The organism is Mesorhizobium sp. DxT (genome assembly GCF_058448885.1).
In genome coordinates this window covers 109890-134588 of record NZ_JBZFLJ010000012.1, presented here as the reverse complement: position 1 = coordinate 134588, position 24699 = coordinate 109890, and the positions used below count along the sequence as shown (strand labels likewise).

Below are 24699 nucleotides of genomic sequence, written 5' to 3'. Positions count from 1 at the left end.
CCTTTTCCAGACCGAGAGGACTGATCCGTCATGGACTTTCAATGGTCCGCCGTCGTCGACGCGCTTCCGGCGCTGTTTCGCGGCGCGCAGCTTACCGTCTTCATCACCGTGGCCGGCCTTGTCGGCGGAGTTATCATAGGCACCGTTGCAGGGCTGATGCGCGCCTATGGCAACGCGATCGTGAACGGCATCGCCTATTTCTACATCGAGCTGATCCGCGGCACGCCGATCGTCGTCCAGGTGATGTTCATCTATTTCGCCCTGCCGACGCTAGCCGACATCAGGATCGATCCGCTTTCGGCGGCCATCATCGCCATTACCGTGAACGCCGGCGCCTATATCGCCGAGATCGTGCGCGGCGCCTTCATCTCCGTGCACAAGGGCTTGAAGGAGGCCGGTCTCGCGCTGGGCCTGCCGATGTGGAAGGTACTCGTCTACGTGATCGGCCCGGTGGCGTTCCGGCGGCTGATACCGCCGCTCGGCAACCAGTTTATCGTCAGCCTCAAGGACACATCGCTGTTCATCGTCATCGGCGTGGGTGAGCTCACACGCCAGGGCCAGGAAATCATGGCGGCTAATTTCCGCGCCGTCGAAGTCTGGTCCGCCGTCGCGATCTTCTACCTGATCCTGACCGGCACGCTGACGCTGATCCTGCGGATCATCGAAAAGAGGATGCGGATCCTATGAGCATCGTCGAATTCGCCAACGTCACCAAACGCTTCGGCTCCCTGGTCGTGCTGGATCAGATCGACCTCAACATCGAAAATGGCGAGGTCGTCGTGGTGATCGGGCCGTCGGGCTCCGGCAAGTCCACCCTGCTCCGCTGCATCAACGTCCTCGAAGAGATCGACGGCGGCGATCTGGTCGTCGACGGGATCAGCGTGCGTTCGGGCAGCAAGAATGTGCGGCTGATCCGGCAGGAAGCCGGCATGGTGTTCCAGCAGTTCAACCTGTTCCCGCAGATGACCGCGCTCGACAATGTTGCCTTCGGCCCGCAGCACGTGCGCGGCCTGTCGCGCACCGAGGCTCGCGAGGCTGCACGCGACCTGCTTGCCAAGGTCGGGCTTGCCGAGCGCACCCATCACTATCCGTCCGAACTGTCAGGCGGCCAGCAGCAGCGCGTCGCCATCGCCCGCGCGCTGGCCGTCAAACCCAAGCTCGTACTCTTCGATGAACCCACCTCAGCGCTGGACCCCGAGCTGCGCCACGAGGTGCTGCGGGTCATGCAGGTGCTTGCCGAAGAAGGCATGACGATGATCGTCGTCACCCACGAGATGAGTTTTGCGCGCCGTGTCGGCTCTCGCCTGATCTTCATGGAAGACGGCAAGATCGCTATGGACGGCGCACCGGCCGAGCTTCTGGATCGCGCGGAAAACCCGCGCCTGCGGGAGTTCCTCCAGCATGTCCAGTAAGGAATGCGGCCTGGCCGCCATCAAGATCGCAGGCACGCCCTACGAGACCGGCTTCGCACTGGGCCAGTTCGGTGCGAGCGCGGTACACGACAGGCTGGTGCCCTCGCCGCACTGGCGCGAGATCGTGGTTCCTGCGCGGGACGATCCGCGCGTGCCGGCGATGGTGGCGCTGACGGAGCGGCATTATCCCGCAGTCCTTGAAGAATTGCGTGGACTGGCAGACGGGCTGGACATGCCTTTTGCCGATATATTCGCCTGGAATTGCCGTGGTGACCTGCGCACGCATGCGCCCGATGGCTGCACGACCGTTCAATTGCCAGGATCGACCAATCTGGTGGCCCACAACGAAGACGGCATGCCGGAATTCGACGGCAATTGCGCCCTCGCCACCGTCCATCCGGCGGTAGGTCCGTCCTTCACGGCCTTCGTCTATCCAGGCTCGATCCCCGGCCATACTTTCTCGGTGAACGGCCGGGGGCTCGTGCAGACGGTCAACAACATCCGTTGCACCTCGCATCGGCCGGGCCTCCCGCGCATGGTTCTGACGCGGGCGATGCTGGGTTGCGAAAGCATCGATGCGACGGTGGCAGTGCTGCAGGATGTTCCGCGCGCCGGCGGTTTCCACGTGACTCTAGCCATGATGGGCGATCCACGGATCGTCAGCGTTGAGTTCAACGCCGACGCCTTGTCTACGCTGGAGATCGAAGCACCGGCAATCCACGCCAATCATCTTGTCCATTCCAGGATGGCAGGTCTCGCCCAGCGCATCACTGCCTCTTCGGGCAGCCGACAACAGCATGCGGATGCACTGCTGACCATGGCGCGCGCGCAGGGTAGCGCGCTCGCTCTCGGCATCCTTTTCGACCAGACCGGTGCGTTGCCGATCTATCGCCGGCAGGCGGACGATCCCGACCACGAGAACACGCTCGCGACCGCCGTTTTCGAACTCACTGCTGACAGGGTGGCATGGACCGTCTATGACGGCCGGCATCGGGCGCCGGTCCATTCGGGCGTCATTACGGGTGCCGACTGATCACGCCATGCAGGCCAGAACGCCAACACCACCAAAGACATTGGACGAACTGCGCGGACTGGCGCTGAAATTTGCGCGGGCCGAGCCAGGCGACGCGCTCGGAGGCAAGACGCAGCAGGTTTTCGCGCGGCTGGTCGACATGCCCGAACAATCGGCGGTGCGCTCCATCTCGGAACTGGCCGCTCTGCTCGGCGTCAATCCTTCGACCCTGACCCGGCTTGCCAAGCGTCTCGGCTTCGAGGGTTTCGGCGAGTTCCAGTCGGTGTTTCGCAACGCCATCGCCGGCGAGCCCCGCTATTTCTACAGCCGGCAGGCCGACCAGTTGCTCCACAACGCCGATGCCGAAGCGAGCGAGATCGAGACGATGGCGCGCCTTGGCAGGGAATCGATCGCCAATATCGAGGGGTTCATCGGCCAGCTCGAGGCCGACAAGCTCGCCGCTGCAGCCGGACTTCTCGCCAAGGCCAAGCGGGTCCGCGTTCATGGCGAGCGCCAGTTCCACGGCTTTGCAAGCTTTCTTGCCTACGGGCTGGGCATGCTGCGGTCCGATGCGGCGCTGCTGGATGCGCCGCGGCTCGGCCTGGCCGAGGCTATCTCGCAGCTCGAACCCGGCGACGTGGTCGTCGTTGCAAGCTGCGCACCCTACACGCGCTCGGTCGCCGATGTGGCCAAGGCGGCCGCACGGAACGGCCAGCGGGTTATCGCCATCACCGATTCGCGCAGTTCGCCGCTCGTCGCGCTGGCCGAGCATGCGTTCTTCATCCCACACGCCAGCTCCTTCATCTCCAACAGCATGGGCGCCTATATCGTTTTCAGCGAGGGCTTGCTGAACCTTGTCGCCTGGCAACTGGGCGATGCGGCCTTGGAGGCGCTGCAGCGGCGCGAAAACCTGATTGAGGCCCTGGGTATCGAGACGCCCTGAGGGCGCGCGAACTGGATACCAACCCGGTGGAGAACCGGATCCGCCCGCTAGCCTTCACGAGGAAAGTGCACTGTTCGCTGGAAACGAAATCGGTGCTGAAAACCGGGCCATGCTGGCCTCGCTCGTCGCCACCCTGCGTGCGATCCTCGACGGTCACTCGCCAAGCGACATCGAAATCCTATGGCATGGCGCTTCAATCAGACGTCAAGCCTCGACACATCGGGGGATGCCGTCGCGCTTACGTCGCACCTCGATTTCCAGGAAGTTATGACAGAAGTGGTTGCAGGGGCTCGCAGTTACCGATGCCAACAATCATTGGTAGCGCCAGTATGATATGTCTTTTGTTGCCTCAAGTGGCGCACCCTGGGCGGACCAACAGCACTAGGCGGTCCGCACAAGGCGATGAATAAACCTGCACAGACCGTCACCGGAGGTTAGGACATGGTGACTGAGCTTGAACCCATCCATACCGAAGCGGATTACGACGCGGCGTTCGCCGAAGTCGAACGACTGTGGGGCTCTGCCAGCGGCACACCCGATGCCGACAGGCTCGACGTTCTGGCGACGCTGATCGAGGTCTGTGAGGAAAAACACCATCCGATGGATCCGCCCGATCCAATCGAGGCGATCCGGCTCGATTGAGGGTCGATCAACTGTGTAACTGATCAGCATAGAACGCTTCGATCCTCGCGATCTCATCTTCTGTCAGCGGCGCGAATTCCTTCTCCCGCGCTCGCCTCGAGAGCCTGCCGCCATTCTGATGCAGGAAGCGGAACAGAAGATCGAGCAGACGATCCGGCATATCGATCATAAGCGACACGCTGGCCTTGAACCCATCATAGGCTTTTAAGAACTTGGCTTCCTCCGGCAGATCGACATCGATCGTCCGCGCCACGCACTGAAACAGAAACTCCGCATGCGGTGTCGCATCGAAATAGCGGTAGAAATCCGCGGTGTCGCTCAACACCTCGACATTGCCACTGTCGGTCGGCCTCCAGCGGACATGGGGCAGCAGGCGCCGCGAATAGCTTTCGAGGACACGGCGATACGCATCGATGCGGTCGAGGATGACGGCCGAGACCGGAAAGACCAGTCCGGGCGGATTGAAACCACGCTCGGCAAGCACGTGATGGATGAGGTAGCGGTGCAGGCGGCCATTCCCGTCCTCGAAGGGATGAATGTAGACGAAGCCGAAAGCCATCGCGGCAGCGGCCAGAACCGGATCGATATGCCGGGCCGCCCCCAGATCGAAAGCGGCCAACCCGTCGATCAGGTCCGGCAGGTCCTCATGCCGGGCGCTTATATGGTCCGGGATCGGAGCACCGCTTACACGGTCGTGCTCGCCGACAAACCCGCCTTCCTGACGCAGACCGAGGTGAACGAAGCGGGCATCGCCGATAACGATGCGCTGCAATCGCTCCAGCTCCGCACGGGCCACCGGGCGGCGCCCCGCCTCGCCAATAACATGGCCCCAACGCTGGATGCGATCCTGAGGCGGGTCTTCGCCCTCGATCTGGAAACTGGATCGCGAGTCCTTGAGCAGGAGGAAAGCAGCGGTGCGAGCCAGAAGGTCCGCCGGAACATCGGCGATCACGCGCCGAGCTTCCTCGGCGAGATTCCGGGCCACAAAGGCGTCCAATTCCGGCGTACGGAAAATCAACGGACACCAGGCACGTGTTCCGGGCAGATTGTTTTTCACCCGATGGCGTGAAGAGGTCTCGCCCTGAGATGCCCATTGCTGTTCAGGATCGACGACAAGGGCATAGGTGCCGCGGGTGGCGTCGGGCAGATCGAGCCGCTCGTCGAGCAGCCATTCGTAGAGGAACCAAAGCCGTCGCGCATAGGCCCCGGTCGGGGCCGCGTGAACGATCTCGATGATGGCTTCCGGACCCGTCGCGCGAAAAAGCGTTTTCAGGACGGCGAGATCCAGCCCCTCGTAGCGCAATGCAAAGGTCAGGTGGCCGACCAGACTGACTTCAGGCTCGTGGCGAGGTGTATAGAGTTTCCATCCCGCCTCCTGATAGACCTTATGCCGGGGGCCGATCGCAGCGAGGGTGATGGGGATCGGGACAGCCAGATCAAAGGCGTCTATCAGAGCGGCATAGCCCACAGGGAGCGCGGTCTCAGGCAGCCAGCGGCCGTGAAGGACGCTGACTCTTCCTGAAAACGGCTTCCTCTGCCCCTGCTCCATGATTTGCGATGCTCATACCTGAAAATCTATGACAAGGAGAGTATCGCCTGAAAAACGTTCACAGGCAATGAATTTTGATTCTTTCAGCGTGGTACATGCGATTTTTGATGCGCCTCCATCTGATCGGTGATTTCATCTGAATCTTGAGCCCTGCCCTAGCGACCGGCAGGAGACGGGAGGGGACCGTCGGCTGTTGGCGACGTCAGCTGGTAACCTGCCATTCCGACTGCTTGGATTGCATTGGAGTATGTGGGTCCGAGAGGGACCAGCAGGTTTAGGTGGCCAACCGCCGACTTTCTCGTTTTTCGAACCGAAACCGGACGATCCGGAAACGGCCCATGTGCGGCATTGTCCTGCGACGTTTCTCTATCGGCCAATCAAGGCCGAGGAGAACTCACATGGGCCATTCCATATTCGATGATGCCAGCCGCGAGCACGCAGCTTGGAACGCCGGAAAGAAGGTCGGCACCAAGCAGCCGGCCTCACCTCGTCATGGAAGGCGACGTAGTTTTCGCTATCTGCCCCTGGTCGATGTGTACCAGTCGGCAATCTCGCCGCCCTTGGCCAGCCAGACGGCGTCATGCGCGGTGATGTGTTTGAGCGCGCGCTCGAAGTGCTTCGCCCGGTGCGGCTGCCCGATCAGGAACGGATGCAGGCAAAGCGACATGACCCGGCCGGTCGATGCGCCGTCAGCGTAAAGCTGATCGAACTGGTCGCAGATCGCGTCGCCGAAATCCCTGCCCGACAGACCTTGTTCGAGGAAGGCGGTGTAGTCGTTCATTTCCACTGAATACGGCATGGACAGCATGGAGCCTGAGCGCACGCGCATCTCGTAGGGTTGATCGTCATTGGTCCAGTTCGCGACGTACCGGAGGCCGTTTTCCGCCAGGATATCCGGTGTCTGATGGGTTTCCGTCAGGGCGGGGCTTAGCCAGCCACGAGGCGCCGTACCCGTCGCCTGGGTGATGGTGGACACGACCTCCCTGACGATCCTGCGCTCTTCGTCTTCGGGAATCCCGGTGATCACCGACGAGTTGTTCGTGCCGTGTCCCATCCATTCCCAGTCGAGCGATTGCCCGGCCTGGATGACGGCAGGATAGTGGACGCAGGCATCCGAGTTGAGGGCGACCGTGCCCTTCACCCCGTATTTTTCCATGATCTCCATCATGCGCCAGATTCCGACGCGCACCCCGTAATCCCGCCACGCGTAGTTTAGGACATCGGGCACGAAGCTTGTCGTCGACTGGATGATGGAGCTCGACGGGCGATCGAACAGGAAATGCTCGATGTTCGGGATCACCCACAACGCCACTCGCGCCCCATCGGGCCATTCCAGCTTTGGGCGGCTTGTGATCGCCGAGAAATCAAAGCGACCGTGCTCCTGCGGCGCAGTGCCGACGGTATGAGGCATAAAATTCACTCCTTACTGGGGAACAATCCGACTGTGACCGCCAAGATAGGTGTGACTTGAATTAGAGAACAACGAGAGATAGTTCCAGACACTCAAGATAATTTGTCCGGAAAGATTGAAATGGATGGCCTTGGATCTCTCAGCGCCTTCGTGCACGCTGCGGAACTTCGCAGTTTCACCGCGGCGGCGAACCAACTCGGCATCTCGGCATCGGCGGTCGGCAAAGCAGTCGCCCGGCTCGAGGAGCGGCTACAGGTCCGGTTGCTGCACCGGTCGACCCGGACGATCACGCTGACCGGTGAAGGCGCGCTGTTTCTCGAAAGGTGCCGGCGCATTCTGGCGGAAGTGGAAGCGGCTGAGCTGGAGCTGTCTCAGACGATCGAGCGTCCGCGCGGTAAACTCAAGGTCAGCATGCCGATCGTGTCGATGCTGATGATGCCCGCGATCCTGCGGTTCATGGATCTCTACCCCGAGATAGAGCTGGATCTCGATTTCTCGGACCGCCTTGTCGATGTCATCGATGAAGGTTTCGACGCTGTCGTTCGAGCCGGGAACCTGGCGGATTCCCGTCTCATGTCACGCATGCTGGGGCAATTCAGCCTCATTCTGGTCGCTGCCCCTCAATATCTCGAACGGGCCGGAACACCACGCGTGCCAGACGATCTGATGAGGCATGCCTGTCTGCACCATCGCTATGCCACGAGCGGCAAATTGGAGCCATGGCCGCTCCAAGAGGGCGAAACAGAGCTGCGCCCCGACCTGCCGACGACCGCGGTCGTCAACACGATCGAGCCGCTGATCATGATGGCGGAACGCGGCATGGGGATCGCCTCCCTGGCCGATTTCGCAATCGCCGACCAACTCGCCACAGGCCGCCTCGTTGCCGTCCTGCCGGACTTTGTCCGGCACGAAGGTTCGTTTCGCCTGCTTTGGCCGACCAACCGTCACATTGCGCCCAAACTCCGAGTCTTCGTCGATTTCATGGCGGCGAACCTCTTCCCAGTCTCTCCTCAACGGGAGCCGACCGCTGCATAACCGGCGAATACCCGGGATGGCTCGTTAAGCTCAACCAGCGACGCTGTCTCGTATTCAAGTCGCGTTCTCAATGTCTGCCTCGGGCAGATAGACATCGGAGCAATCTGTCGCCATCGCCCAATGGGGCGGCAATGGAAACAGCCAAACGAGGGCCCGCTAAATGGCTAAGATGCGGTCGGTGGCCGAACGTTAGCCATCCTACGACCCGCAGGGGGAAGGAGATCGTCTGTTCCAGTCCCGGACAAGACAACCGGCAGGGACGCCTACGCTGCCAAGTTCCGGGAGAACAATCGGAGCCTGTAGCGTATTTCCGTTAGTGTGGGATGGGTGGCAGCGGTCCAGCGATAGCCCGGCCCCTAGGGACTTGCGACGACGAACCACTTGTAGTCGCTGAAACAGACGCTCGTGTCCTCGATGATCCCCAGATGGTCGCCTTCGCGAAGGCTCGGGAGGCGTCTATGCGATTCTAGACCGAATGGATCGTGATCCTGACCAATTCGTTAGGGAGCATGCTCGACTTCAGCAATTGGTCCATCGACCCCTATATCCTCGTCCTGACCGGGATGGGGTTCCTCATTGCGCTGGTCGCGTGGCTACCATTGGCGATCAAGAGCCTGCCACTATCACTCCCGATCGTTTGTATTGCGCTGGGAGCCGGGCTCTTCTCCATCCCGCAGGTGACGGACGAGCCGTTGCCAATGGATTTTCCTGAGATCACGGAGCGTTTCACTGAGCTCGTGGTGATCATCGCCCTGATGGGCGCCGGCCTGAAGCTCGATAGAGCGTTCAGCTACCGCAACTGGGCAATTACCTGGAGATTGCTGGGCATCACCATGCCGCTTGGAATTGCGGCAATCACGGTCATAGGCGCGTGGTGGCTAGGCCTGCCCTGGATAATTGCACTGTTACTCGGGGCAAGTCTTGCACCCACCGATCCTGTCCTCGCATCCGACGTTCAGGTCGGGCCTCCCAGGACGGGCGAGGAGGACGAGGTTCGCTTCGGGCTGACCTCCGAAGCGGGCTTCAACGACGGGCTGGCTTTTCCCTTCGTCAATCTGGCTATCGCCCTTGGGTTGGCGTCAGCGACCGGAGAGCCATGGCTGATCGGATGGATTGGCCACAGCGTCATATGGGAAATTGGGGCCGGGATCGCCGGCGGTTGGATAGTGGGCAAAGTCTTTGGCTGGCTGACATTCCATGTACCCGCGAACACGAAACTAGCAAAAACGGGAGACGGGTTGATTGCCATTGCGGCGACCTTCATTTCCTACGGGCTGACAGAGATGATCCAGTGCTATGGATTTCTGGCCGTGTTCGTGACGGCGTTGACGCTTCGACATTCCCAACGTGAGCACGACTTCCATCGCGACATGCACAACATCACTGAGCAGATCGAGCGGCTGACAATGATGGTGCTGCTGCTGTTGTTCGGTGGCGCTCTGGTCAGCGGGCTGCTCACGCCACTCACCTGGGCAGACATCGTTGCTGTGGTTGTCATCCTTATAATTGTGCGGCCCGTAACCGGCCTCATCGGCCTGATTGGGCTGAAGGCCCCTTGGACTGAGAAGCTCACGATTGCCTTCTTTGGAATTCGCGGCGTCGGATCCTTTTACTATCTGGCCTACGGTCTAAACCACATCGAAGTTGAAGGCGGCGAACGACTGTGGGCTATCGTTGGTCTGGTCGTCCTGCTCTCGATTGTGATGCATGGGCTAACCGTGACGCCTATCATGCGAAGCCTCGACAGATTGCGGGGACGCGATCCGGACGCCGACGATGCGGCGCCACCGCCTGGACTGCAGGGACCTGCCGATCGTGCATAGTTGCGCACCCGACAACTGAATTTTGCCTGGTGCTGCCCGGTTGCGTGTTGAGGCGGCGTCGCTCATCTGCTTGCATCAAATTCTGAACACGCGCTAGGCCCGCCTCGGGCGGCTGAACGGCAAGCGCCAATATGTGATCCTGTCCGGCATCGATGTCGGCAAAGAGATCGTGGTCCAGGGTCAGAAGCGCGACCGAGGTAACGAAGATCCAGATGCTGCCGGCAAGCTAGATCAATTGTGTTTTCGGCTGTTATAGGGGTCAGGCGTCAGGCGATTCGAGCGAGCAGCGGCCAAGAGTGCTACCGCCATGCCGAATGGCCCAGATGTCGTCTCGATGATCTTCCCCCTACCCTTAGGTCCTTCGCCTTTTTCAGCTTGATCGAGGCTGCGTTAGCTCACCCACCAAAGGAAGCCTTCGCTTTCAACACCGGCTAACGAGAGCCAATCACCTTGGTGGCGACACCGGATCCTTACCCGGAGGGCAGCGAGGCGGTCGGATTCTTCCCGCGTCGTTGCAAGTGCACGCAAACGGCGCCGTTTCGAATGTCGGCTGCGCTACAGTATCACCGAGGGTTCACGTAATCCCGAAACCCCTGTGTTGAAACTGAGTGTAGCTCCGTCCATGTTCATCAGCGCTTCTTCTTTGGGCTGAAGCCCGTCTCGAGCACTTGTTACGTAAAGGGTGGTAAAGTCGGCTCCTCCGAAGGCTGGGCATGACGGTTGCTCGACCGGCAAAGCGAGCGTTGTGTGGCAATGGCCGTCGGGCGTGTATCTCGCAATGTGGGAATTTCCCCAGCACGCTAGCCACAAGAACCCGTCCGCATCGCATACCGCTCCGTCGGGGTTTGTCTTTTGCGCTCGCAGATCGAGATAAATCTCCGGCTCACCCGTCGGCCAGCCTCCTTTTCCGAGCCGTTGGCGCCAGACAAGTCTTTCGTGCGTGTCGCTGAAGTGAGCGAACCGACCATCGGGAGTGAACGAAATTGAGTTAGGTATCGTGATAGACCCGAAGAGCTCGCGCAACTCCCCCCGGTAGTAGCGCCAAATCGCACCGGCACCCAGTTCGGCGCTTCGGCCCATCGTGCCGATCCAAAAACCACCCCACGGGTCGGCACGGCCGTCATTGGAGCGGTTGCCCGGCCGGTCGCTTTCAAGTGGACAAATCTGCTCCCTGTGGCCGCTTGTGACGTCAAAGCGCATAAGGGTGCCAGCGCCCGCGATTAGCAGAGTGTCATGGTCAATCCAGGCTGCTGCGGAGACTGGCCTGTCGAAATTCCATTCCAGGGTCTCCTCGCCCCGTCTCGACAGCAACTTCTGTCCGAGAATATCGAACCAGAACAATTGTCCACGCTCAGGATGCCAAAGCGGCCCCTCGCCGAGCTTGCAAAGACGGGCATCGTGAAGTTGCGCTTCCATGCAGCGTTCCTTGGTCTCGGTTCAAGCGGGCGACGGATATGATGGTGGCCAGAAGGGAAGGCCCTCAGGCAAAATCAGTCGAAAAAGGGTTCGACGACGATCGTTTTGCCCAGCATGAAGGCGTCGGCCACGTGAACGAGCGGGGTCGGATCCGCATCGATCTGACGGTCGGCGAGGAGCTCGGCAAAACGGTCATAGATGGCGTCATATTCGCGATCGGGTGCCTTCGACGGCGGCCCATCCGCCACGGCAAGGGTTGCTCCGCCATCTGCCAGAACCAGCGGCCCTTCCGTCGTGTCCACCTCGATCGTCCATGTGTGCGCTCCGGTATGGCGCCAGTCGAACTCGGCCTCGACCGCCACATTGCCATTGCCCGTCATGGCAAGGGCCGCTGCGATCGGGGCTTCTCGGTTCTCGGGGAACTTCAGTTCCGCAGTCGTCATGTGAACCGGAAACGGCAGGATGGCGGTCACAATGGAGAGCGCATTGATGCCGGGATCGAAGACCCCGAGACCACCTGGCTGCCAGATCCACTCCTGCCCCGGATGCCATCGGCGCACATCCTCCTTCCATGTCACATGGACACGGCGGAGCGTCTTGTCGGCAAGCCATCGGCGTGCCGGCTCCACGCCTGCGGCAAAGCGGGAATGCCAGGTCGCGAAAAGCGTGACACCACGACGCTCCGCCAGCGCCTTCAGGGCGTGAACCTCCGCAACGGTCGCACCGGGTGGCTTTTCCAAGAGAACATGGCGCCCCGCCGAGAGCGCGGCCTTGGCCGCGGCAAAGCGGTTCTGCGGGGGCATGCAGAGCGCGACAGCCGGAATGTCCGGCCGCGTATCGAGAAGGCCCTCCAGCGTCGCATGGTTCTCAACGCCCTCCACCCCGCCATGGCTGCTGACCGTCGCGGCGAGATTGAATGCCTCGCTCCGGCCGATCGAGGGAACATGCTGGTCCCGCGCGATCTTGCCGACCCCGACGATGGCGATGTCAGTGGCTGTCACGGGGAACCGCCTTTCCGCGCTGGCCCGTGAGGAAGTCGAAGTCCGCTCCGGTGTCGGCTCCCTGAACATGAGTGTGGAACAGCCGCGCATAGCCGCTTTCGGGAACCGGCACATTGGGGTGCCACGCTTTCAGGCGTGCCTCGATCTCCGTCTCGGGCACGTCGAGATGCAGGCGGCGCGCCGGCACGTCCACCTCGATCATGTCGCCGTCCCGCACGATCGCGAGCGGCCCGCCAATGGCGGCTTCGGGCGACGTATGCAGGATCACGGTGCCGTATGCCGTACCCGACATGCGCGCATCGGAGATGCGGATCATGTCGGTGATGCCCTTCCTGAGCACCTTGGGCGGCAGGCCCATATTGCCGACTTCTGCCATGCCCGGGTACCCTTTCGGCCCGCAGTTCTTCAGCACCATGATCGAGTTCTCGTCGATATCGAGCGCCTCGTCGGCGATCTTCGCCTTGTAGTCGTCGATGTCCTCGAAGACGACGGCGCGGCCGCGATGGCGCATGAGATGCGGACTGGCGGCGGACGGCTTCAGCACCGCGCCCTTGGGCGCGAGGTTGCCCTTCAGAACCGCTATCCCGCCGTGCGGCGTCAGTGCCTGCCCGACCGGCCGGATCACGTCCTCGTTCCAGTTGCGGACGTCTTTCACCTCGTCCCAGACCGATGCGCCAGACACGGTGAGAGCATCCTTGTGCAGAAGGCCCGCCTCCCCCAGCGCACGGATCACCACCGGCAGGCCGCCGGCATAGAAGAACTCTTCCATCAGGAAGCGGCCGGAAGGCATCAGGTCGACGATGGTGGGAATGTCGCGGCCGAGCCTGTCCCAGTCGTCCAGCGTCAGGTCGATGCCGATCCGGCCGGCGAGAGCGAGCAGATGGATCACCGCATTGGTGGAGCCTCCGATCGCGCCATTGGCACGGATCGCATTCTCGAACGCCTCGCGTGTGAGAATGTCCGAAGGCTTCAGGTCGTCCTTGACCATGTCGACGATGCGGCGGCCGCTCATATGCGCCATCACGCGGCGACGGCTGTCGACGGCGGGAATGGCGGCGTTGCCGGATAAGGCCATGCCGAGCGCCTCGGCCATCGACGCCATCGTCGAGGCCGTGCCCATCGTGTTGCAGGAGCCGGGGCTGCGCGACATGGCCTGCTCGGCGTCTAGAAAGTCCTCGCGCGTCATGGCGCCGGCCTTGATCGCCTCGCTCATCTGCCAGAGCGCAGTGCCTGAGCCGACGCGCTCTCCACGGAACCAGCCATTGAGCATCGGACCGCCGGAAACGGCGATGGCGGGAATATCGACGCTTGCCGCGCCCATCAGCAGGGCGGGCGTGGTCTTGTCGCATCCCACCAGCAGCACGACCCCGTCGAGCGGATTGGCGCGCAGCGCCTCCTCCACGTCCATCGCCGCCAGGTTGCGATACATCATCGCCGTTGGTCTCAGCGCGCTTTCACCGGTGGAGAAGACCGGAAACTCCAGAGGCAGGCCGCCTGCTTCATAGATGCCGTGCTTCGCCCGCTGCGCCAGGTCACGCAGATGCGCGTTGCACGGCGTTAGTTCCGACCATGTGTTGCAGATGCCGATGACCGGCCGCCCGTCGAAGAGATCGGCAGGCAGGCCCTGATTCTTCATCCAGGAGCGATGGTAGATGTGGTCGCGGCTGGTGCCCCCGAACCACTCCTGCGAGCGCAGCCGGCGCGGCCATTCGGCCTTTCGAAATGTCATGGCAATGAGGCCTTCCGCATGAGGGTCCCGCCGTCGCTAGAGAGCATGCACGCTGACCCGCCCGGTGCGCACCATGCTGCCGTCGATCGTCAGGCGGTTGCGGAGCGGGAGGCCGAATCCTTCGGCTTCGATTTCGAACTCGTCGCCGGGCTCGGTGCGCACGCCGTCGGCAAAGGACAGTGTTGCCGTGCCGAACATGTGGACATGCACGTCGCCCGGCTGCCGGAACAGGTCGTACTTGAAATGATGGTGCTCCAGATTGGCGATGCTGTGGGACATGTTCGCCTCGCCGGACAGGAACGGCTTGTCGAAAATGGTGGCACCGCCGCGCCGGATGCGGGAGGCGCCGCGCACGTCCGCCGGCAGCGCGCCGATGCGGATTTCCGGACCGAACGAGGCCGGCCTGAGCTTCGAGTGAGCCAGATAGAGATAGTTCCGCCGCTCCATCACATGGTCGGAGAACTCGTTGGCAAGCGCAAAGCCGACGCGGCGCGGAACGCCGTTTGCATCGATGACGTAGATGCCGGCAATCTCCGGCTCCTCGCCGCCGTCTTCTGCAAAGACGGGAGAAAGCAGCGAGGCACCCGGCGCGACGACATTGGCGCCGTTGCCCTTGTAGAACCATTCCGGCTGCACGCCCGGGCCCTCATTGGCGGGCTTTCCGTCTTCGAGCCCCATCTTGAACATCTTCATGGAGTCGGTGAGCTTTTCCTCCTCCTGCGCGTTCGCGTTCTGGTGCATGGCGTCGCGCGTGGCTGCCGAACCCAGATGGGTAAGGCCCGTGCCGGTCAGGTGCAGATGGGCCGGATCGGGATGATGAATGGGAGCCAGCAACCGTCCCGTTTCGTAGGCGTCTTCGAGGTCGACGGCGGGTCCGAGGCCGAGGCTTGCGATCCTCGTCGCCATGTCGACGCCGGATGCGGCGCAGTCGCGCGCGAGCTGATAGACGCTTTCGGCGCCGCGCACCTCGTAGGCCTCGGTCCCCTCGCGGGAGACCACCGCCACGGAGCCGTCCGGCCTGCTGATTTGCGACAAATGCATGGATCGCTCCTTACGACCTGTTCTTGTTGTAGACGTCGAAGATCACGGCAGCGAGCAGCACCAGGCCCTTGATGACCTGCTGGTAGTCGATGCCGATGCCGAGGATCGACATCCCGTTGTTCATGACCCCCATGATGAAGGCGCCGATCACCGCGCCCACGATGGTGCCGACGCCGCCCGACATCGACGCGCCGCCGATGAAGACGGCCGCGATCACGTCCAGCTCGAAGCCGAGACCGGCCTTGGGCGTCGCCGTATTGAGCCGCGCGGCAAAGACAAGGCCGGCAAGCGCGGCCAGCATCCCCATATTCGCGAAGGTCAGGAACACCAGCCGTTCGGTGCGGATGCCCGACAGCTTCGCAGCCTTCTCGTTGCCGCCTGTGGCGTAGATGCGCCTGCCGACCGTGGTTCGGTTGGCGACGAAGGAATAGACGGCGATCAGCAGCGCCATCACGATGAAGACGTTGGGCAGGCCGCGGAACGAGGCCATCAGCCAGCTCATATAGGCAAGTGCCGCGAATATCAGCGCGTTCTTGATGGTGAATGCGGTCAGCGGCTCGCTTTCGATGCCGCGCTTCTGCTCCTGCCGGCGCGCGCGCAGCGCCAGATAGACCAGCAGGCAGGCAACCGCCACGCCGATCACCAGCGAGAACAGGTTGATGTCCGTACCGCCCAGAAAGTCCGGCACGAACCCCGAGGCGATGCGCTGGAAGGCTTGCGGGAACGGGCCGACCGACTGGCCGGCCAGCAGCCACAGCGTCAGGCCCTTGAAGACAAGCATGCCGGCCAGCGTCACGATGAAGGATGGTATCCGGTAATATGCGATCCAGAAGCCCTGCGCGGCGCCGATCCCAGCCCCTACGGCCAGGCACAGGATCGCCGCGACCACGAAATTCATGTCCCATTGCACGATCATCACGGCGGCGAGCGCGCCCACGAAGCCCAGCACCGAGCCGACCGACAGATCGATGTGGCCTGATACGATGACCAGCAGCATCCCAACCGCCATGATGACGATGTAGCTGTTCTGGAGGATCAGATTGGTCAGGTTGACCGGTCGCAGCAGGATACCGCCGGTGGCGAACTGGAAGAACGCCATGATCGCCACGAGCGCGATGAGTATGCCGTATTCGCGCATGTGGCTACGAAGGAAGCCGGCGCGACCCTGTGGCTGCGAATGGGCTATCTCCTCGCGATTGGCTGTCTGGTCCATGGTTCTATCCACCTGACTTGACGATCAAGGACATGATCTTTTCCTGGGTCGCTTCATTTGAAGGCAATTCGCCCACGAAGCGGCCCTTGCTCATGACGTAGAGGCGATCGGTGATGCCGAGCAGCTCGGGCATTTCCGAGGAGATGACGATGATCGACTTTCCGCTCGCCGCCAGGTCGCGGATGATGGTGTAGATCTCGAACTTGGCGCCGACATCGATGCCCCGCGTCGGCTCGTCGAGGATCAGGATGTCGGAATCGGCGAACAACCATTTGGCCAGAACGACCTTCTGCTGGTTGCCGCCCGAAAGATTGACCGTCTGCTGTTCGATCGACGGGCTCTTGATGTTGATGCGCCTGCGGTAGTCCTCCGCGACTTCGCCCTCGCGATGCTTGTCGACAACGCCGTTGACCGCGATGGCGCCGAGGTTGGCGAGCGGCACGTTGCGGCGGATGGTCTGGTCCAGGACGAGACCGTAGCTCTTACGATCCTCGGTGACATAGGCAAGGCCGGCGGCGATCGCGCGGGGAACGGTGGACAGGTCCGCCTTGCGCCCGTGGATAAGCGCCTCGCCGACAATGCCGCTGCCATATGACTGGCCGAACAGGCTCATGGCGAGTTCGGTGCGGCCTGCGCCCATGAGGCCGGCGATGCCCAGCACCTCGCCCTTACGAAGCACCAGCGAAACATCGTCAACCACCTTGCGGCTGCGGTCGATCGGGTGGTGCACGCTCCACCCGCGCACCTCCATGACCGTCTCGCCGATCCGCGGGTCTCGCGGGGGATACCGGTCGGAAAGAGGACGGCCCACCATGTCGCGGATGACGCGGTCCTCCGGCACGGGGCCGGCCGCGCAGTCATGCGTCGAGACGGCCATCCCGTCACGCAGGACGGTGATGGAATCGGCGACCTTCGATACCTCGTTCAGCTTGTGCGAAATCAGGATCGAGGAAATGCCGCGCTCACGGAACTGTTTCAGCAGCGCCAGAAGCGCGTCGCTGTCCTTCTCGTTGAGCGACGACGTCGGCTCGTCGAGAATGAGCAGGCGCACTTCCTTCGACAGCGCCTTGGCGATCTCGACAAGCTGCTGCTTGCCCAGGCCAAGATGCATCACCTTCGTCTCGGGTCTTTCCTGCAGACCGACGCGGGCCAGCAGCTCGCCCGCGCGCCGGTTGGTCTCGCGCCAGTCGATCACCCCGGCGCGCGCGCATTCGTTACCGAGAAAGATGTTCTCGGCAATGGAAAGCAGCGGCACCAGCGCCAGTTCCTGATGGATGATGATGATGCCGTCGCGCTCGCTTCCGGCGATGCCCGAGAAGCGCTTGACCTCGCCGTCATAAACGATGTCGCCTTCATACTCACCGTGCGGATAGACGCCCGAAAGCACCTTCATCAGCGTCGATTTGCCGGCGCCGTTTTCGCCGACGAGCGCGTGGATCTCCCCGCGGCGGACCTTGAAGCTTACATCATCGAGTGCCTTCACGCCGGGAAAGGCCTTCGTGATGTTGCGCATTTCCAGAATGGTGTCGCTCATCGCGTATGCCGCATCATCGCCGCGCCGCAGGATCGGGCCCGGCACTGCGGACCCGATCCTCGATGCGATTGCCCTTGGCTCAGTCCTCGATCTGCGAGGCCTCGTAATAGCCGCTGTCGACCAGCACCTCGCGCCAGTTGGCTTCGGTCACCGGCATGGGCTCGAGCAGGTAGGACGGCACCACCTTGACCCCGTTGTCGTAGGTTTCGGTGTCGTTTATCTCGGGCTCGCCATCGTTGAGAACCGCCTCGACCATGCCGACCGTGACGCGGGCAAGCTCGCGCGTGTCCTTGAAGATGGTCGAATACTGGTCGCCCCGCAGGATCGCCTTGACCGACGGAACCTCGGCGTCCTGCCCGGTGACGATCGGCATCTTCATGTCGCCGGTGCCGTAGCCGACGCCGCGCAGCGAGGAGATGATGCCGATGGACAGGCCGTCATAGGGCGAAAGCACGCCGTGCACACGGTCGTCCGTGTAATTGGCGGAGAGCAGGTTATCCATCCGCGCCTGCGCCACGGACCCGTCCCAGCGCAGCGTGCCGACGGTCTGCATCCCGCTCTGCTCGGACTTGATGACGATATCGCCCGCATCGATCATCGGCTGAAGCACCGACATCGCGCCGTCATAGAAGAAGTAGGCATTGTTGTCGTCCGGCGAACCGCCGAACAGCTCCACGTTCCAGGGCTTCACGTCGGCAAAGCGCTCCTTCAGCCCTTCGACCAGCGTGTTGGCCTGCTGCACGCCCACCTTGAAGTTGTCGAAGGTGGCGTAATAGTCGACGTGCTCGCTGTCGCGGATAAGGCGATCGTAAGCGATGACGCTGATGCCGGCCGCATCGGCGTTGGCAAGCGCGTTGGACAACGTCGTGCCGTCGATGGCCGCGATGACCAGCACGTTGACGCCCTTGGTGATCATGTTCTCGATCTGGGCGAGCTGGTTGGGAATGTCGTCCTCGGCGTACTGAAGGTCGGTCTCGTAGCCGGCCTCCTTGAACTGCTCGACCATGGAGTTTCCGTCGGAAATCCAGCGTGCGGACGATTGCGTCGGCATGGCGATGCCGACGAAACCCTTGTCCTGGGCAAGTGCGGGGGCGCTTATCAAGCTCGCAGACAGAGCCGTGACCGCCAGGGCGGCCTTCAAGAAATGCATGGGTGAATCCTCCCGATTCAGATGATGCCAGCTCCGCCGACTTTCCGCCGGCCGCAGCTTTTCCTCCCGATCGTTTCATCGGCCTACAAGCGATAGGGTTCTGTTGATATAACCGTCAAATTCAGATCGATCGCTTTGATATGCTTGAATCGGCATATCCAGGGAGGATGAGGATGGATTGGCGCCGAACGCCGGTACGTGACGCGACGAGTCCGGACAGGCTCGTGCGGCGAGGACTGAAATTCAACCACCTGCGTCTCGTCGCCAAGCTCGGGGAGACCAACCAGGTCAGCGCGGCGGCCGGCCAGCTTGCTCTGTCGCAGCCGGCGGCGTCCCGACTGCTCGCCGAATTGGAGCAGATCGTCGAGGCCCCGCTCTACCAGCGGCACGCGCGCGGCATCGTACTGACGCAGGCGGGTCTGGCGCTGGTGCAGTGGGCACGCAAGGTGCTGGACGATCTCGACCACGCCGACCGCGAGATCGGCGAGATGGCCTCCGGGGTTCGCGGCACGGTGTCCATCGGTTCGGTCACGGGCCCGGCACTCGAACTCGTCCTTCCCGTGCTGCGGCAGGCACGCGTCACCCACCCGGGCATCACCATCGACGTCTCGGTCGACACCAGCGACAAGCTGGCCGAGCTTCTTCTGGCCCGAAAGCTCGACTTCTATGTCGGCCGCATCCCCCAGGAGCTCGACCACAGCCACTTTGCAGCCGAGCCGATCGGCCCTGAGCCGGTCAGCCTGGTCGTGCGCGACGGGCACCCTCTGATGCGTCCCGGCCGCGCCTCGATCGAGGCCTGCATCGCCTATGACTGGGTGCTGCAACCGGTCGGCAGCCTGCTGCGTCACGCGGTCGAGACGTATCTGCTCGAACGCCGGCTGCAATTGCCGGAGCGCATCGTCAGCACATCCTCCACGCTGATGACGCTGGCCATCATATCGCAATCCAATGCCATCGCACCGCTCGCCCGCGCAGCCATCGATTTCTTTGCCGGGCCCGAGGGGCTGGGCGCCAAGCTCTGCGCGCTGCCCGTCGCGGAGGAGCTCGCCGTGTCGTCCTATTCGGTGCTGCGATCGTCGAACAAGCCGCTCTCACCGGCCTCCGACACGCTGTGGTCTTTCATCTGCGAGCGCGCACGCCGGCTTCAGTCGGCCGGCGGCGCCTGAGGGGAATCGTGTTTACAAAAGTAATATAATATGATTTTTTTTGGATCGTGGGCCTCAAACAGCCCCATCTTGTGGAGGAGACACATGATCCGGAAATTGACTCTCGGCGCGAGCCTGCTCGCGTCCGCATGCCTGATGTCGTCTGCGGCGCTTGCCCAGACGGTCGGCTTCTCGCAGATCGGTTCGGAATCGGGCTGGCGCGCTGCGGAAACGACGTTGACGCGCATGGAAGCGGAAGAGCGCGGCATCGACCTGAAATTCGCCGACGCCCAGCAGAAGCAGGAGAACCAGATCAGGGCCGTTCGGTCCTTCATCGCCCAGGGCGTCGACGCGATCCTGCTGGCGCCGGTCGTGGCAACGGGCTGGGATGACGTCCTGGAAGAAGCCAAGGAGGCCGAGATCCCCGTAGTGCTGCTCGACCGCATGGTCGATTCCAGCAAGGATCTGTACCTCACTGCCGTCGGCTCGGACCTCGTCCATGAAGGCAGGGTCGCGGGCGAATGGCTCGTTGGCGAGGTCGGCGATGCCGACTGCAACGTCGTCGAGCTTCAGGGCACGACCGGCTCGTCGCCCGCCATCGATCGCAAGAAGGGCTTCGAGGAAGGCATCGCCGGCCACGACAACATCAAGATCGTGCGCAGCCAGACCGGCGATTTCACCCGCGCCAAGGGCAAGGAGGTCATGGAAAGCTTCCTCAAGGCCGAGGCACAGGGGTCGATCTGCGCGCTCTACGCGCACAATGACGACATGGCCGTCGGCGCGATCCAGGCCATCAAGGAAGCGGGCCTGAAGCCTGGCGAAGACATCAAGGTCGTGTCCATCGACGCTGTGCCCGATATCTTCCAGGCGATGGCGGCCGGTGAGGCCAACGCCACGGTGGAGCTGACGCCCAACATGGCCGGCCCCGCCTTCGACGCGCTGGCTGCCTTCTGGAACGACGGCACCGTACCGCCGGATTTCATCCAGACCGAGTCGAAGCTCTACACGCAGGCGGACGACCCGCAGGCGATCTATGAGCAGAAGAAAGATCTCGGCTACTGAGCCCGCCACAACCAGGGCCGGCGGCATCCGCTGCCGGCCTGACTTGTCGGCGTTGTCCCGCTAAGATGATCCATGCCTGAGCCGACGCACGGCCCCGAGCCGCTTCTGCACGCCTCTGCCCTGTCCAAGACCTTTCCCGGCACCAGGGCGCTGGAGCGGGTCGACTTCTCGCTTCGGCGTGGCGAGGTTCACGCGCTCCTGGGTGAAAACGGAGCCGGCAAGTCTACGCTCATCAAGTGCCTGACCGGCGCCTATCTGCGCGACGGCGGCGACGTCCGGCTCGAAGGGCGATCGATCCATCCGCGTAACACGCTGGACGCCCAGCGTCTCGGCATCGGCACGGTGTACCAGGAGGTCAATCTCCTGCCGAACCTGTCCGTTGCCGAAAACCTCTTTCTTGGCCACGAGCCGCGCCGGTTCGGTTTCGTGCAATCGGCACGGCGAAACCGGCAGGCGCAGGAGCTTCTGGCCGAATACGATCTCCACATAGACGTGACTCGCATACTGGCCGGCTATTCCGTCGCCATCCAGCAGATCGTGGCGATCGCGCGTGCCGTCGACCTGTCCGGCAAGGTGCTGATCCTCGACGAGCCGACGGCAAGCCTCGACCAGCACGAGGTCGACGTGCTGTTTGCCACGATACGACGCCTGAAGGAACGGGGACTGGGCATCGTCTTCATCTCCCATTTCCTCGATCAGGTCTTCCGCATCAGCGACCGGCTGACCGTCCTGCGCAACGGCCGGCTTATAGGCTGCAGGGACACCGCTTCAGTCGACAGGGTCGAACTCGTCAACATGATGCTGGGTCGCGACCTATCTGAGGAGACACGAAAGACCGGTAAGCCCCCCGTCGCGACATCGGACGGGCCTCGCATTGCCTTCTCGCATTTCGGCCGTCGCGGCCAGATCGAGCCTTTCGACCTGTCGCTGCATCGCGGCGAGGTCATCGGCATGGCTGGCCTGCTGGGTTCGGGCCGCACGGAGACGGCGGAAGTGATCTTCGGCGCAAAGCCCGCCGACACCGGCGAGGCCTTCAAGGACGACAAACCCATCCGCATCACCTCGACCCGCGCCGCGATCGCCGCAGGCTTCGGCTTCCTGCCGGAGGATCGCAAGTCCGACGGGATCATTGGCGAGCTCTCGGTGCGCGAGAACATCACGCTCGCGCTGCAGGCGCGGCTCGGCTGGTCGAGGCCGATCCCCTCGCACCGGCAAAAGGCGATGGCGGACGACTTCATCCGCCGTCTCGACATTCGCACGTCCGATGCCGAAAAGCCGGTCGGTCAGCTCTCGGGCGGCAACCAGCAGAAGGTGCTTCTTGCGCGCTGGCTTGCAACCAATCCCGATTTCCTCATTCTCGACGAACCCACCCGCGGTATCGATGTCGGCGCGCACGCGGAGATCATCCGGCTGATCGAGGAATTGTGCGAAGCCGGCATGTCGCTTCTCGTGATTTCCTCGGAACTGGAAGAGCTCGTGATTTACAGCCACCGGGTGGTGGTCGTGCGCGACAGGGTCCATGTCGCCGAGCTGATCGGCGACGAGATCACGGCCGAACGCATCGTCGAGGCGATTGCCGGCGACCAGCCGGACCATGGCAAGGACGAGACGACATGATGGCCCTTGCCCGCCGCCTTCTGCCGCAACTCGCCACCTTCGCCACGGTGCTGCTCCTCATTGCGGTCGTGTTTCCCGGCTTCTTCGACGTGTCTTTCGCCAATGGCCGCTTGTACGGCAGCCCGATCGATATCCTCAATCGCGGCGCGCCTGTCGCGTTGCTGGCCATCGGCATGACGCTGGTAATCGCCACGGGCGGCATCGACCTGTCGGTCGGCGCCGTGATGGCCATCTGCGGCGCAGTGGCAGCATGGGCCGTCGACCAAGGCCATGGCCTGCCCTCCGCATTGGCGCTCAGCCTGTCGGCGGGGCTCGCTTGCGGCCTGTGGAACGGCATGCTGGTTGCCGTGCTCAAGATACAGCCGATCGTGGCGACACTGATCCTGATGGTCGCGGGGCGCGGCATAGCCCAGCTCATCACCGAAGGCACGATCCTCACCTTCAACCATCCGGGGCTGATCTTCCTCGGTTCCGGTACAGTGCTTGGCCTGCCCACCCCTGTGCTGATCTGGCTCGCGATGGGTTTGCTCGTGACGGCCATCGTCAGGCGCAGCGCGCTCGGCTTGCTCATCGAGGCGGTTGGTATCAATCAGCGTGCGAGCCGCCTTGCCGGGGTCAACGCCAAGGTGCTGATTGTCACGGTCTACATGACCTCCGGTCTCTGCGCCGCGATCGCGGGCATGATCGTGGCAGCCGACATTCGCGGCGCGGACGCCAACAATGCCGGCCTGTGGCTGGAACTCGACGCGATCCTTGCGGTCGTCATAGGCGGCACATCGCTGCTTGGAGGGCGGTTTTCGCTGGTCGCATCGCTTATCGGCGCCATGATCATCCAGTCGATCAACACCGGCATACTGCTCTCCGGCTTCCCGCCCGAGTTCAATCTCGTAATCAAGGCGGCGATCATACTGGCCATACTCGTCGTGCAGTCGCCGGCGGCGCGCGTCGCCCTGCTCTATCTGAAACCCTGGAGACGCGACGGATGAACGAACGCCTCCTGCCTCTTCTGGCCACGATCGCCATTTTCATCGCCGCCTATGCCGTCTGCTATTCGCAATATCCGATGATCCTGTCGACGCGGGTCATCGGCAATCTGCTGACGGACAACGCTTTCATCGGCATTGCCGCGGTCGGCATGACATTTGTCATCCTGTCGGGAGGAATCGACCTGTCGGTCGGGTCGGTAATCGCCTTTTCGGGCGTCTTCATCGCCGTGCTTCTGCGCGACACCGGCATGCCGGTCTTCGCGGTCTTCGCGATGCTGCTTGCGATCACCACGCTCTTTGGTGCCGCGATGGGGGCCACCGTGCACTATCTGGAGATGCCGCCCTTCATCGTGACGCTAGCCGGCATGTTCCTGGCGCGCGGCATGGCCTATGTGCTTTCGATCGACAGCGTGCCGATCGACAACGAGGTCATGAGTTCCCTTCAGCGCCTGCGCTGGGTGGTACCGGGCGGCGGGCGGCTGACTTTCATCGGAATATTGATGCTGGTGGTTTTCGTGGCAGGCATGGTCATAGCCCACCGCACCCGCTTCGGGCTGAACGTGTACGCGCTGGGCGGCGGCACGCACACGGCCCGTCTCATGGGCGTGCCGGTGGCGCGGACCACGATTGCCGTCTACGCCCTCTCCGGCTTTCTGGCGGGCCTTTCGGGAATTGTCTTTGCCATCTATACATCGGCCGGCTACTCGCTGGCGACCGTGGGCGTCGAGCTGGACGCGATCGCGGCGGTGGTGATCGGTGGAACATTGCTGTCGGGGGGCAGCGGGTTCGTCGGCGGTACGCTGGTCGGAATCCTCATCATGGGGCTGATCCAGACCTACATCGTCTTCGACGGCACCCTTTCAAGCTGGTGGACCAAGATCGCGATCGGTGTGCTCCTGCTCGTCTTCATCGCGCTGCAGCGGGCACTCGTCTGGCTGGGCGACCGAAGACGAGGCGCCGGGCATGCATCCGGCTGAA

The 24699-nt window shown here is 62.6% G+C and carries 21 protein-coding genes; 12 read left to right on the top strand and 9 right to left on the bottom strand.

Annotation, left to right across the window (positions count from 1 at the left end):
- Window positions 1-30 precede the first annotated feature (30 nt).
- The 5 genes from glnP to ACVJNE_RS20740 all read left to right on the top strand — a co-directional run bounded on the left by glnP (window position 31) and on the right by ACVJNE_RS20740 (window position 4009).
- Window positions 31-687 (top strand): glutamine ABC transporter permease GlnP, encoded by a 657-nt coding sequence (gene glnP / locus ACVJNE_RS20760; protein ID WP_173194089.1) that lies wholly within the window; start codon window positions 31-33, stop codon window positions 685-687.
- Entirely contained in the window at window positions 684-1412 is a 729-nt protein-coding gene (gene glnQ, locus ACVJNE_RS20755; RefSeq protein ID WP_499568678.1) for a glutamine ABC transporter ATP-binding protein GlnQ, read from the top strand. The genes glnP and glnQ overlap by 4 nt, the downstream gene beginning before the upstream one ends.
- Window positions 1402-2445: a C45 family autoproteolytic acyltransferase/hydrolase gene (locus tag ACVJNE_RS20750; protein ID WP_499568676.1), complete on the top strand. Its 1044-nt coding sequence runs from the start codon at window positions 1402-1404 to the stop codon at window positions 2443-2445. Before glnQ ends, ACVJNE_RS20750 begins: the two co-directional genes overlap by 11 nt.
- Before the next feature lie 7 nt (window positions 2446-2452).
- Window positions 2453-3367 carry a MurR/RpiR family transcriptional regulator gene (locus ACVJNE_RS20745; protein ID WP_499568675.1) on the top strand — a complete coding sequence of 305 codons (915 nt, stop codon included), beginning with the start codon at window positions 2453-2455 and terminating at the stop codon, window positions 3365-3367.
- A 441-nt stretch (window positions 3368-3808) separates the two neighbouring features.
- Entirely contained in the window at window positions 3809-4009 is a 201-nt protein-coding gene (locus ACVJNE_RS20740; protein WP_499568673.1) for a helix-turn-helix domain-containing protein, read from the top strand.
- A gap of 7 nt (window positions 4010-4016) precedes the next feature.
- Here ACVJNE_RS20740 and ACVJNE_RS20735 read toward each other — a convergent pair whose 3' ends face one another.
- Entirely contained in the window at window positions 4017-5558 is a 1542-nt protein-coding gene (locus ACVJNE_RS20735) for a Fic family protein (RefSeq protein ID WP_499568671.1), read from the bottom strand.
- Window positions 5559-6072: 514 nt separating this feature from the next.
- The gene (locus ACVJNE_RS20730; RefSeq protein WP_499568670.1) at window positions 6073-6969 is read right to left on the bottom strand and encodes a polysaccharide deacetylase family protein; all 897 of its coding nucleotides are present in this window, start codon (window positions 6967-6969) and stop codon (window positions 6073-6075) included.
- Between the two features lie 120 nt (window positions 6970-7089).
- Here ACVJNE_RS20730 and ACVJNE_RS20725 point away from each other — a divergent pair, with 120 nt between their 5' ends.
- Together ACVJNE_RS20725 and ACVJNE_RS20720 are read left to right on the top strand one after the other, a co-directional pair.
- The gene (locus ACVJNE_RS20725) at window positions 7090-8004 is read left to right on the top strand and encodes a LysR family transcriptional regulator (protein ID WP_499568668.1); all 915 of its coding nucleotides are present in this window, start codon (window positions 7090-7092) and stop codon (window positions 8002-8004) included.
- Between the two features lie 482 nt (window positions 8005-8486).
- Window positions 8487-9827 (top strand): cation:proton antiporter, encoded by a 1341-nt coding sequence (locus ACVJNE_RS20720; protein ID WP_499568667.1) that lies wholly within the window; start codon window positions 8487-8489, stop codon window positions 9825-9827.
- 555 nt (window positions 9828-10382) lie between these two features.
- Here the strand turns inward: ACVJNE_RS20720 and ACVJNE_RS20715 are convergent.
- The 7 genes from ACVJNE_RS20715 to chvE all read right to left on the bottom strand — a co-directional run bounded on the left by ACVJNE_RS20715 (window position 10383) and on the right by chvE (window position 18911).
- A complete protein-coding gene (locus ACVJNE_RS20715) occupies window positions 10383-11243 on the bottom strand; it encodes an SMP-30/gluconolactonase/LRE family protein (RefSeq protein ID WP_499568665.1) in 861 nt (286 codons plus the stop codon).
- 74 nt (window positions 11244-11317) lie between these two features.
- Entirely contained in the window at window positions 11318-12244 is a 927-nt protein-coding gene (locus ACVJNE_RS20710) for a Gfo/Idh/MocA family protein (protein WP_499568663.1), read from the bottom strand.
- The gene (gene araD, locus ACVJNE_RS20705; protein WP_499568662.1) at window positions 12231-13973 is read right to left on the bottom strand and encodes an L-arabinonate dehydratase; all 1743 of its coding nucleotides are present in this window, start codon (window positions 13971-13973) and stop codon (window positions 12231-12233) included. The genes ACVJNE_RS20710 and araD overlap by 14 nt, the downstream gene beginning before the upstream one ends.
- 36 nt (window positions 13974-14009) lie before the next feature.
- Entirely contained in the window at window positions 14010-15014 is a 1005-nt protein-coding gene (araD1, locus tag ACVJNE_RS20700) for an AraD1 family protein (protein ID WP_499568661.1), read from the bottom strand.
- 10 nt (window positions 15015-15024) lie between these two features.
- The gene (gene mmsB / locus ACVJNE_RS20695; RefSeq protein WP_499568659.1) at window positions 15025-16227 is read right to left on the bottom strand and encodes a multiple monosaccharide ABC transporter permease; all 1203 of its coding nucleotides are present in this window, start codon (window positions 16225-16227) and stop codon (window positions 15025-15027) included.
- A gap of 4 nt (window positions 16228-16231) precedes the next feature.
- The gene (mmsA, locus tag ACVJNE_RS20690; RefSeq protein ID WP_499568658.1) at window positions 16232-17761 is read right to left on the bottom strand and encodes a multiple monosaccharide ABC transporter ATP-binding protein; all 1530 of its coding nucleotides are present in this window, start codon (window positions 17759-17761) and stop codon (window positions 16232-16234) included.
- 79 nt (window positions 17762-17840) lie between these two features.
- The gene (gene chvE / locus ACVJNE_RS20685) at window positions 17841-18911 is read right to left on the bottom strand and encodes a multiple monosaccharide ABC transporter substrate-binding protein (RefSeq protein WP_499568656.1); all 1071 of its coding nucleotides are present in this window, start codon (window positions 18909-18911) and stop codon (window positions 17841-17843) included.
- 173 nt (window positions 18912-19084) lie between these two features.
- Here chvE and ACVJNE_RS20680 point away from each other — a divergent pair, with 173 nt between their 5' ends.
- The 5 genes from ACVJNE_RS20680 to yjfF all read left to right on the top strand — a co-directional run bounded on the left by ACVJNE_RS20680 (window position 19085) and on the right by yjfF (window position 24698).
- Window positions 19085-20077 (top strand): LysR substrate-binding domain-containing protein, encoded by a 993-nt coding sequence (locus ACVJNE_RS20680; RefSeq protein ID WP_499568654.1) that lies wholly within the window; start codon window positions 19085-19087, stop codon window positions 20075-20077.
- Window positions 20078-20161: 84 nt separating this feature from the next.
- Window positions 20162-21118 (top strand): galactofuranose ABC transporter, galactofuranose-binding protein YtfQ, encoded by a 957-nt coding sequence (ytfQ, locus tag ACVJNE_RS20675; protein WP_499568652.1) that lies wholly within the window; start codon window positions 20162-20164, stop codon window positions 21116-21118.
- A gap of 72 nt (window positions 21119-21190) precedes the next feature.
- Window positions 21191-22735 carry a galactofuranose ABC transporter, ATP-binding protein YtfR gene (gene ytfR, locus ACVJNE_RS20670; protein ID WP_499568651.1) on the top strand — a complete coding sequence of 515 codons (1545 nt, stop codon included), beginning with the start codon at window positions 21191-21193 and terminating at the stop codon, window positions 22733-22735.
- Window positions 22732-23721: an ABC transporter permease gene (locus ACVJNE_RS20665; protein WP_499568649.1), complete on the top strand. Its 990-nt coding sequence runs from the start codon at window positions 22732-22734 to the stop codon at window positions 23719-23721. Before ytfR ends, ACVJNE_RS20665 begins: the two co-directional genes overlap by 4 nt.
- Window positions 23718-24698, top strand: coding sequence for a galactofuranose ABC transporter, permease protein YjfF (yjfF, locus tag ACVJNE_RS20660; RefSeq protein WP_368805163.1), 981 nt, complete (start codon window positions 23718-23720; stop codon window positions 24696-24698). Before ACVJNE_RS20665 ends, yjfF begins: the two co-directional genes overlap by 4 nt.
- Window position 24699: the final 1 nt, after the last annotated feature.

Coding starts and splice junctions, on each gene's coding strand:
- yjfF (WP_368805163.1), top strand. CDS start 23,718: ATGAACGAACGCCTCCTGCCTCTTCTGGCCACGATCGCCATTTTCATC.
- ACVJNE_RS20665 (WP_499568649.1), top strand. CDS start 22,732: ATGATGGCCCTTGCCCGCCGCCTTCTGCCGCAACTCGCCACCTTCGCC.
- ACVJNE_RS20745 (WP_499568675.1), top strand. CDS start 2,453: ATGCAGGCCAGAACGCCAACACCACCAAAGACATTGGACGAACTGCGC.
- glnQ (WP_499568678.1), top strand. CDS start 684: ATGAGCATCGTCGAATTCGCCAACGTCACCAAACGCTTCGGCTCCCTG.
- araD1 (WP_499568661.1), bottom strand. CDS start 15,014: ATGCATTTGTCGCAAATCAGCAGGCCGGACGGCTCCGTGGCGGTGGTC.
- ACVJNE_RS20735 (WP_499568671.1), bottom strand. CDS start 5,558: ATGGAGCAGGGGCAGAGGAAGCCGTTTTCAGGAAGAGTCAGCGTCCTT.
- ACVJNE_RS20715 (WP_499568665.1), bottom strand. CDS start 11,243: ATGGAAGCGCAACTTCACGATGCCCGTCTTTGCAAGCTCGGCGAGGGG.
- araD (WP_499568662.1), bottom strand. CDS start 13,973: ATGACATTTCGAAAGGCCGAATGGCCGCGCCGGCTGCGCTCGCAGGAG.
- ACVJNE_RS20750 (WP_499568676.1), top strand. CDS start 1,402: ATGTCCAGTAAGGAATGCGGCCTGGCCGCCATCAAGATCGCAGGCACG.
- ytfQ (WP_499568652.1), top strand. CDS start 20,162: ATGATCCGGAAATTGACTCTCGGCGCGAGCCTGCTCGCGTCCGCATGC.
- ACVJNE_RS20725 (WP_499568668.1), top strand. CDS start 7,090: ATGGATGGCCTTGGATCTCTCAGCGCCTTCGTGCACGCTGCGGAACTT.
- mmsA (WP_499568658.1), bottom strand. CDS start 17,761: ATGAGCGACACCATTCTGGAAATGCGCAACATCACGAAGGCCTTTCCC.
- ACVJNE_RS20740 (WP_499568673.1), top strand. CDS start 3,809: ATGGTGACTGAGCTTGAACCCATCCATACCGAAGCGGATTACGACGCG.
- glnP (WP_173194089.1), top strand. CDS start 31: ATGGACTTTCAATGGTCCGCCGTCGTCGACGCGCTTCCGGCGCTGTTT.
- ytfR (WP_499568651.1), top strand. CDS start 21,191: ATGCCTGAGCCGACGCACGGCCCCGAGCCGCTTCTGCACGCCTCTGCC.
- ACVJNE_RS20680 (WP_499568654.1), top strand. CDS start 19,085: ATGGATTGGCGCCGAACGCCGGTACGTGACGCGACGAGTCCGGACAGG.
- ACVJNE_RS20730 (WP_499568670.1), bottom strand. CDS start 6,969: ATGCCTCATACCGTCGGCACTGCGCCGCAGGAGCACGGTCGCTTTGAT.
- chvE (WP_499568656.1), bottom strand. CDS start 18,911: ATGCATTTCTTGAAGGCCGCCCTGGCGGTCACGGCTCTGTCTGCGAGC.
- mmsB (WP_499568659.1), bottom strand. CDS start 16,227: ATGGACCAGACAGCCAATCGCGAGGAGATAGCCCATTCGCAGCCACAG.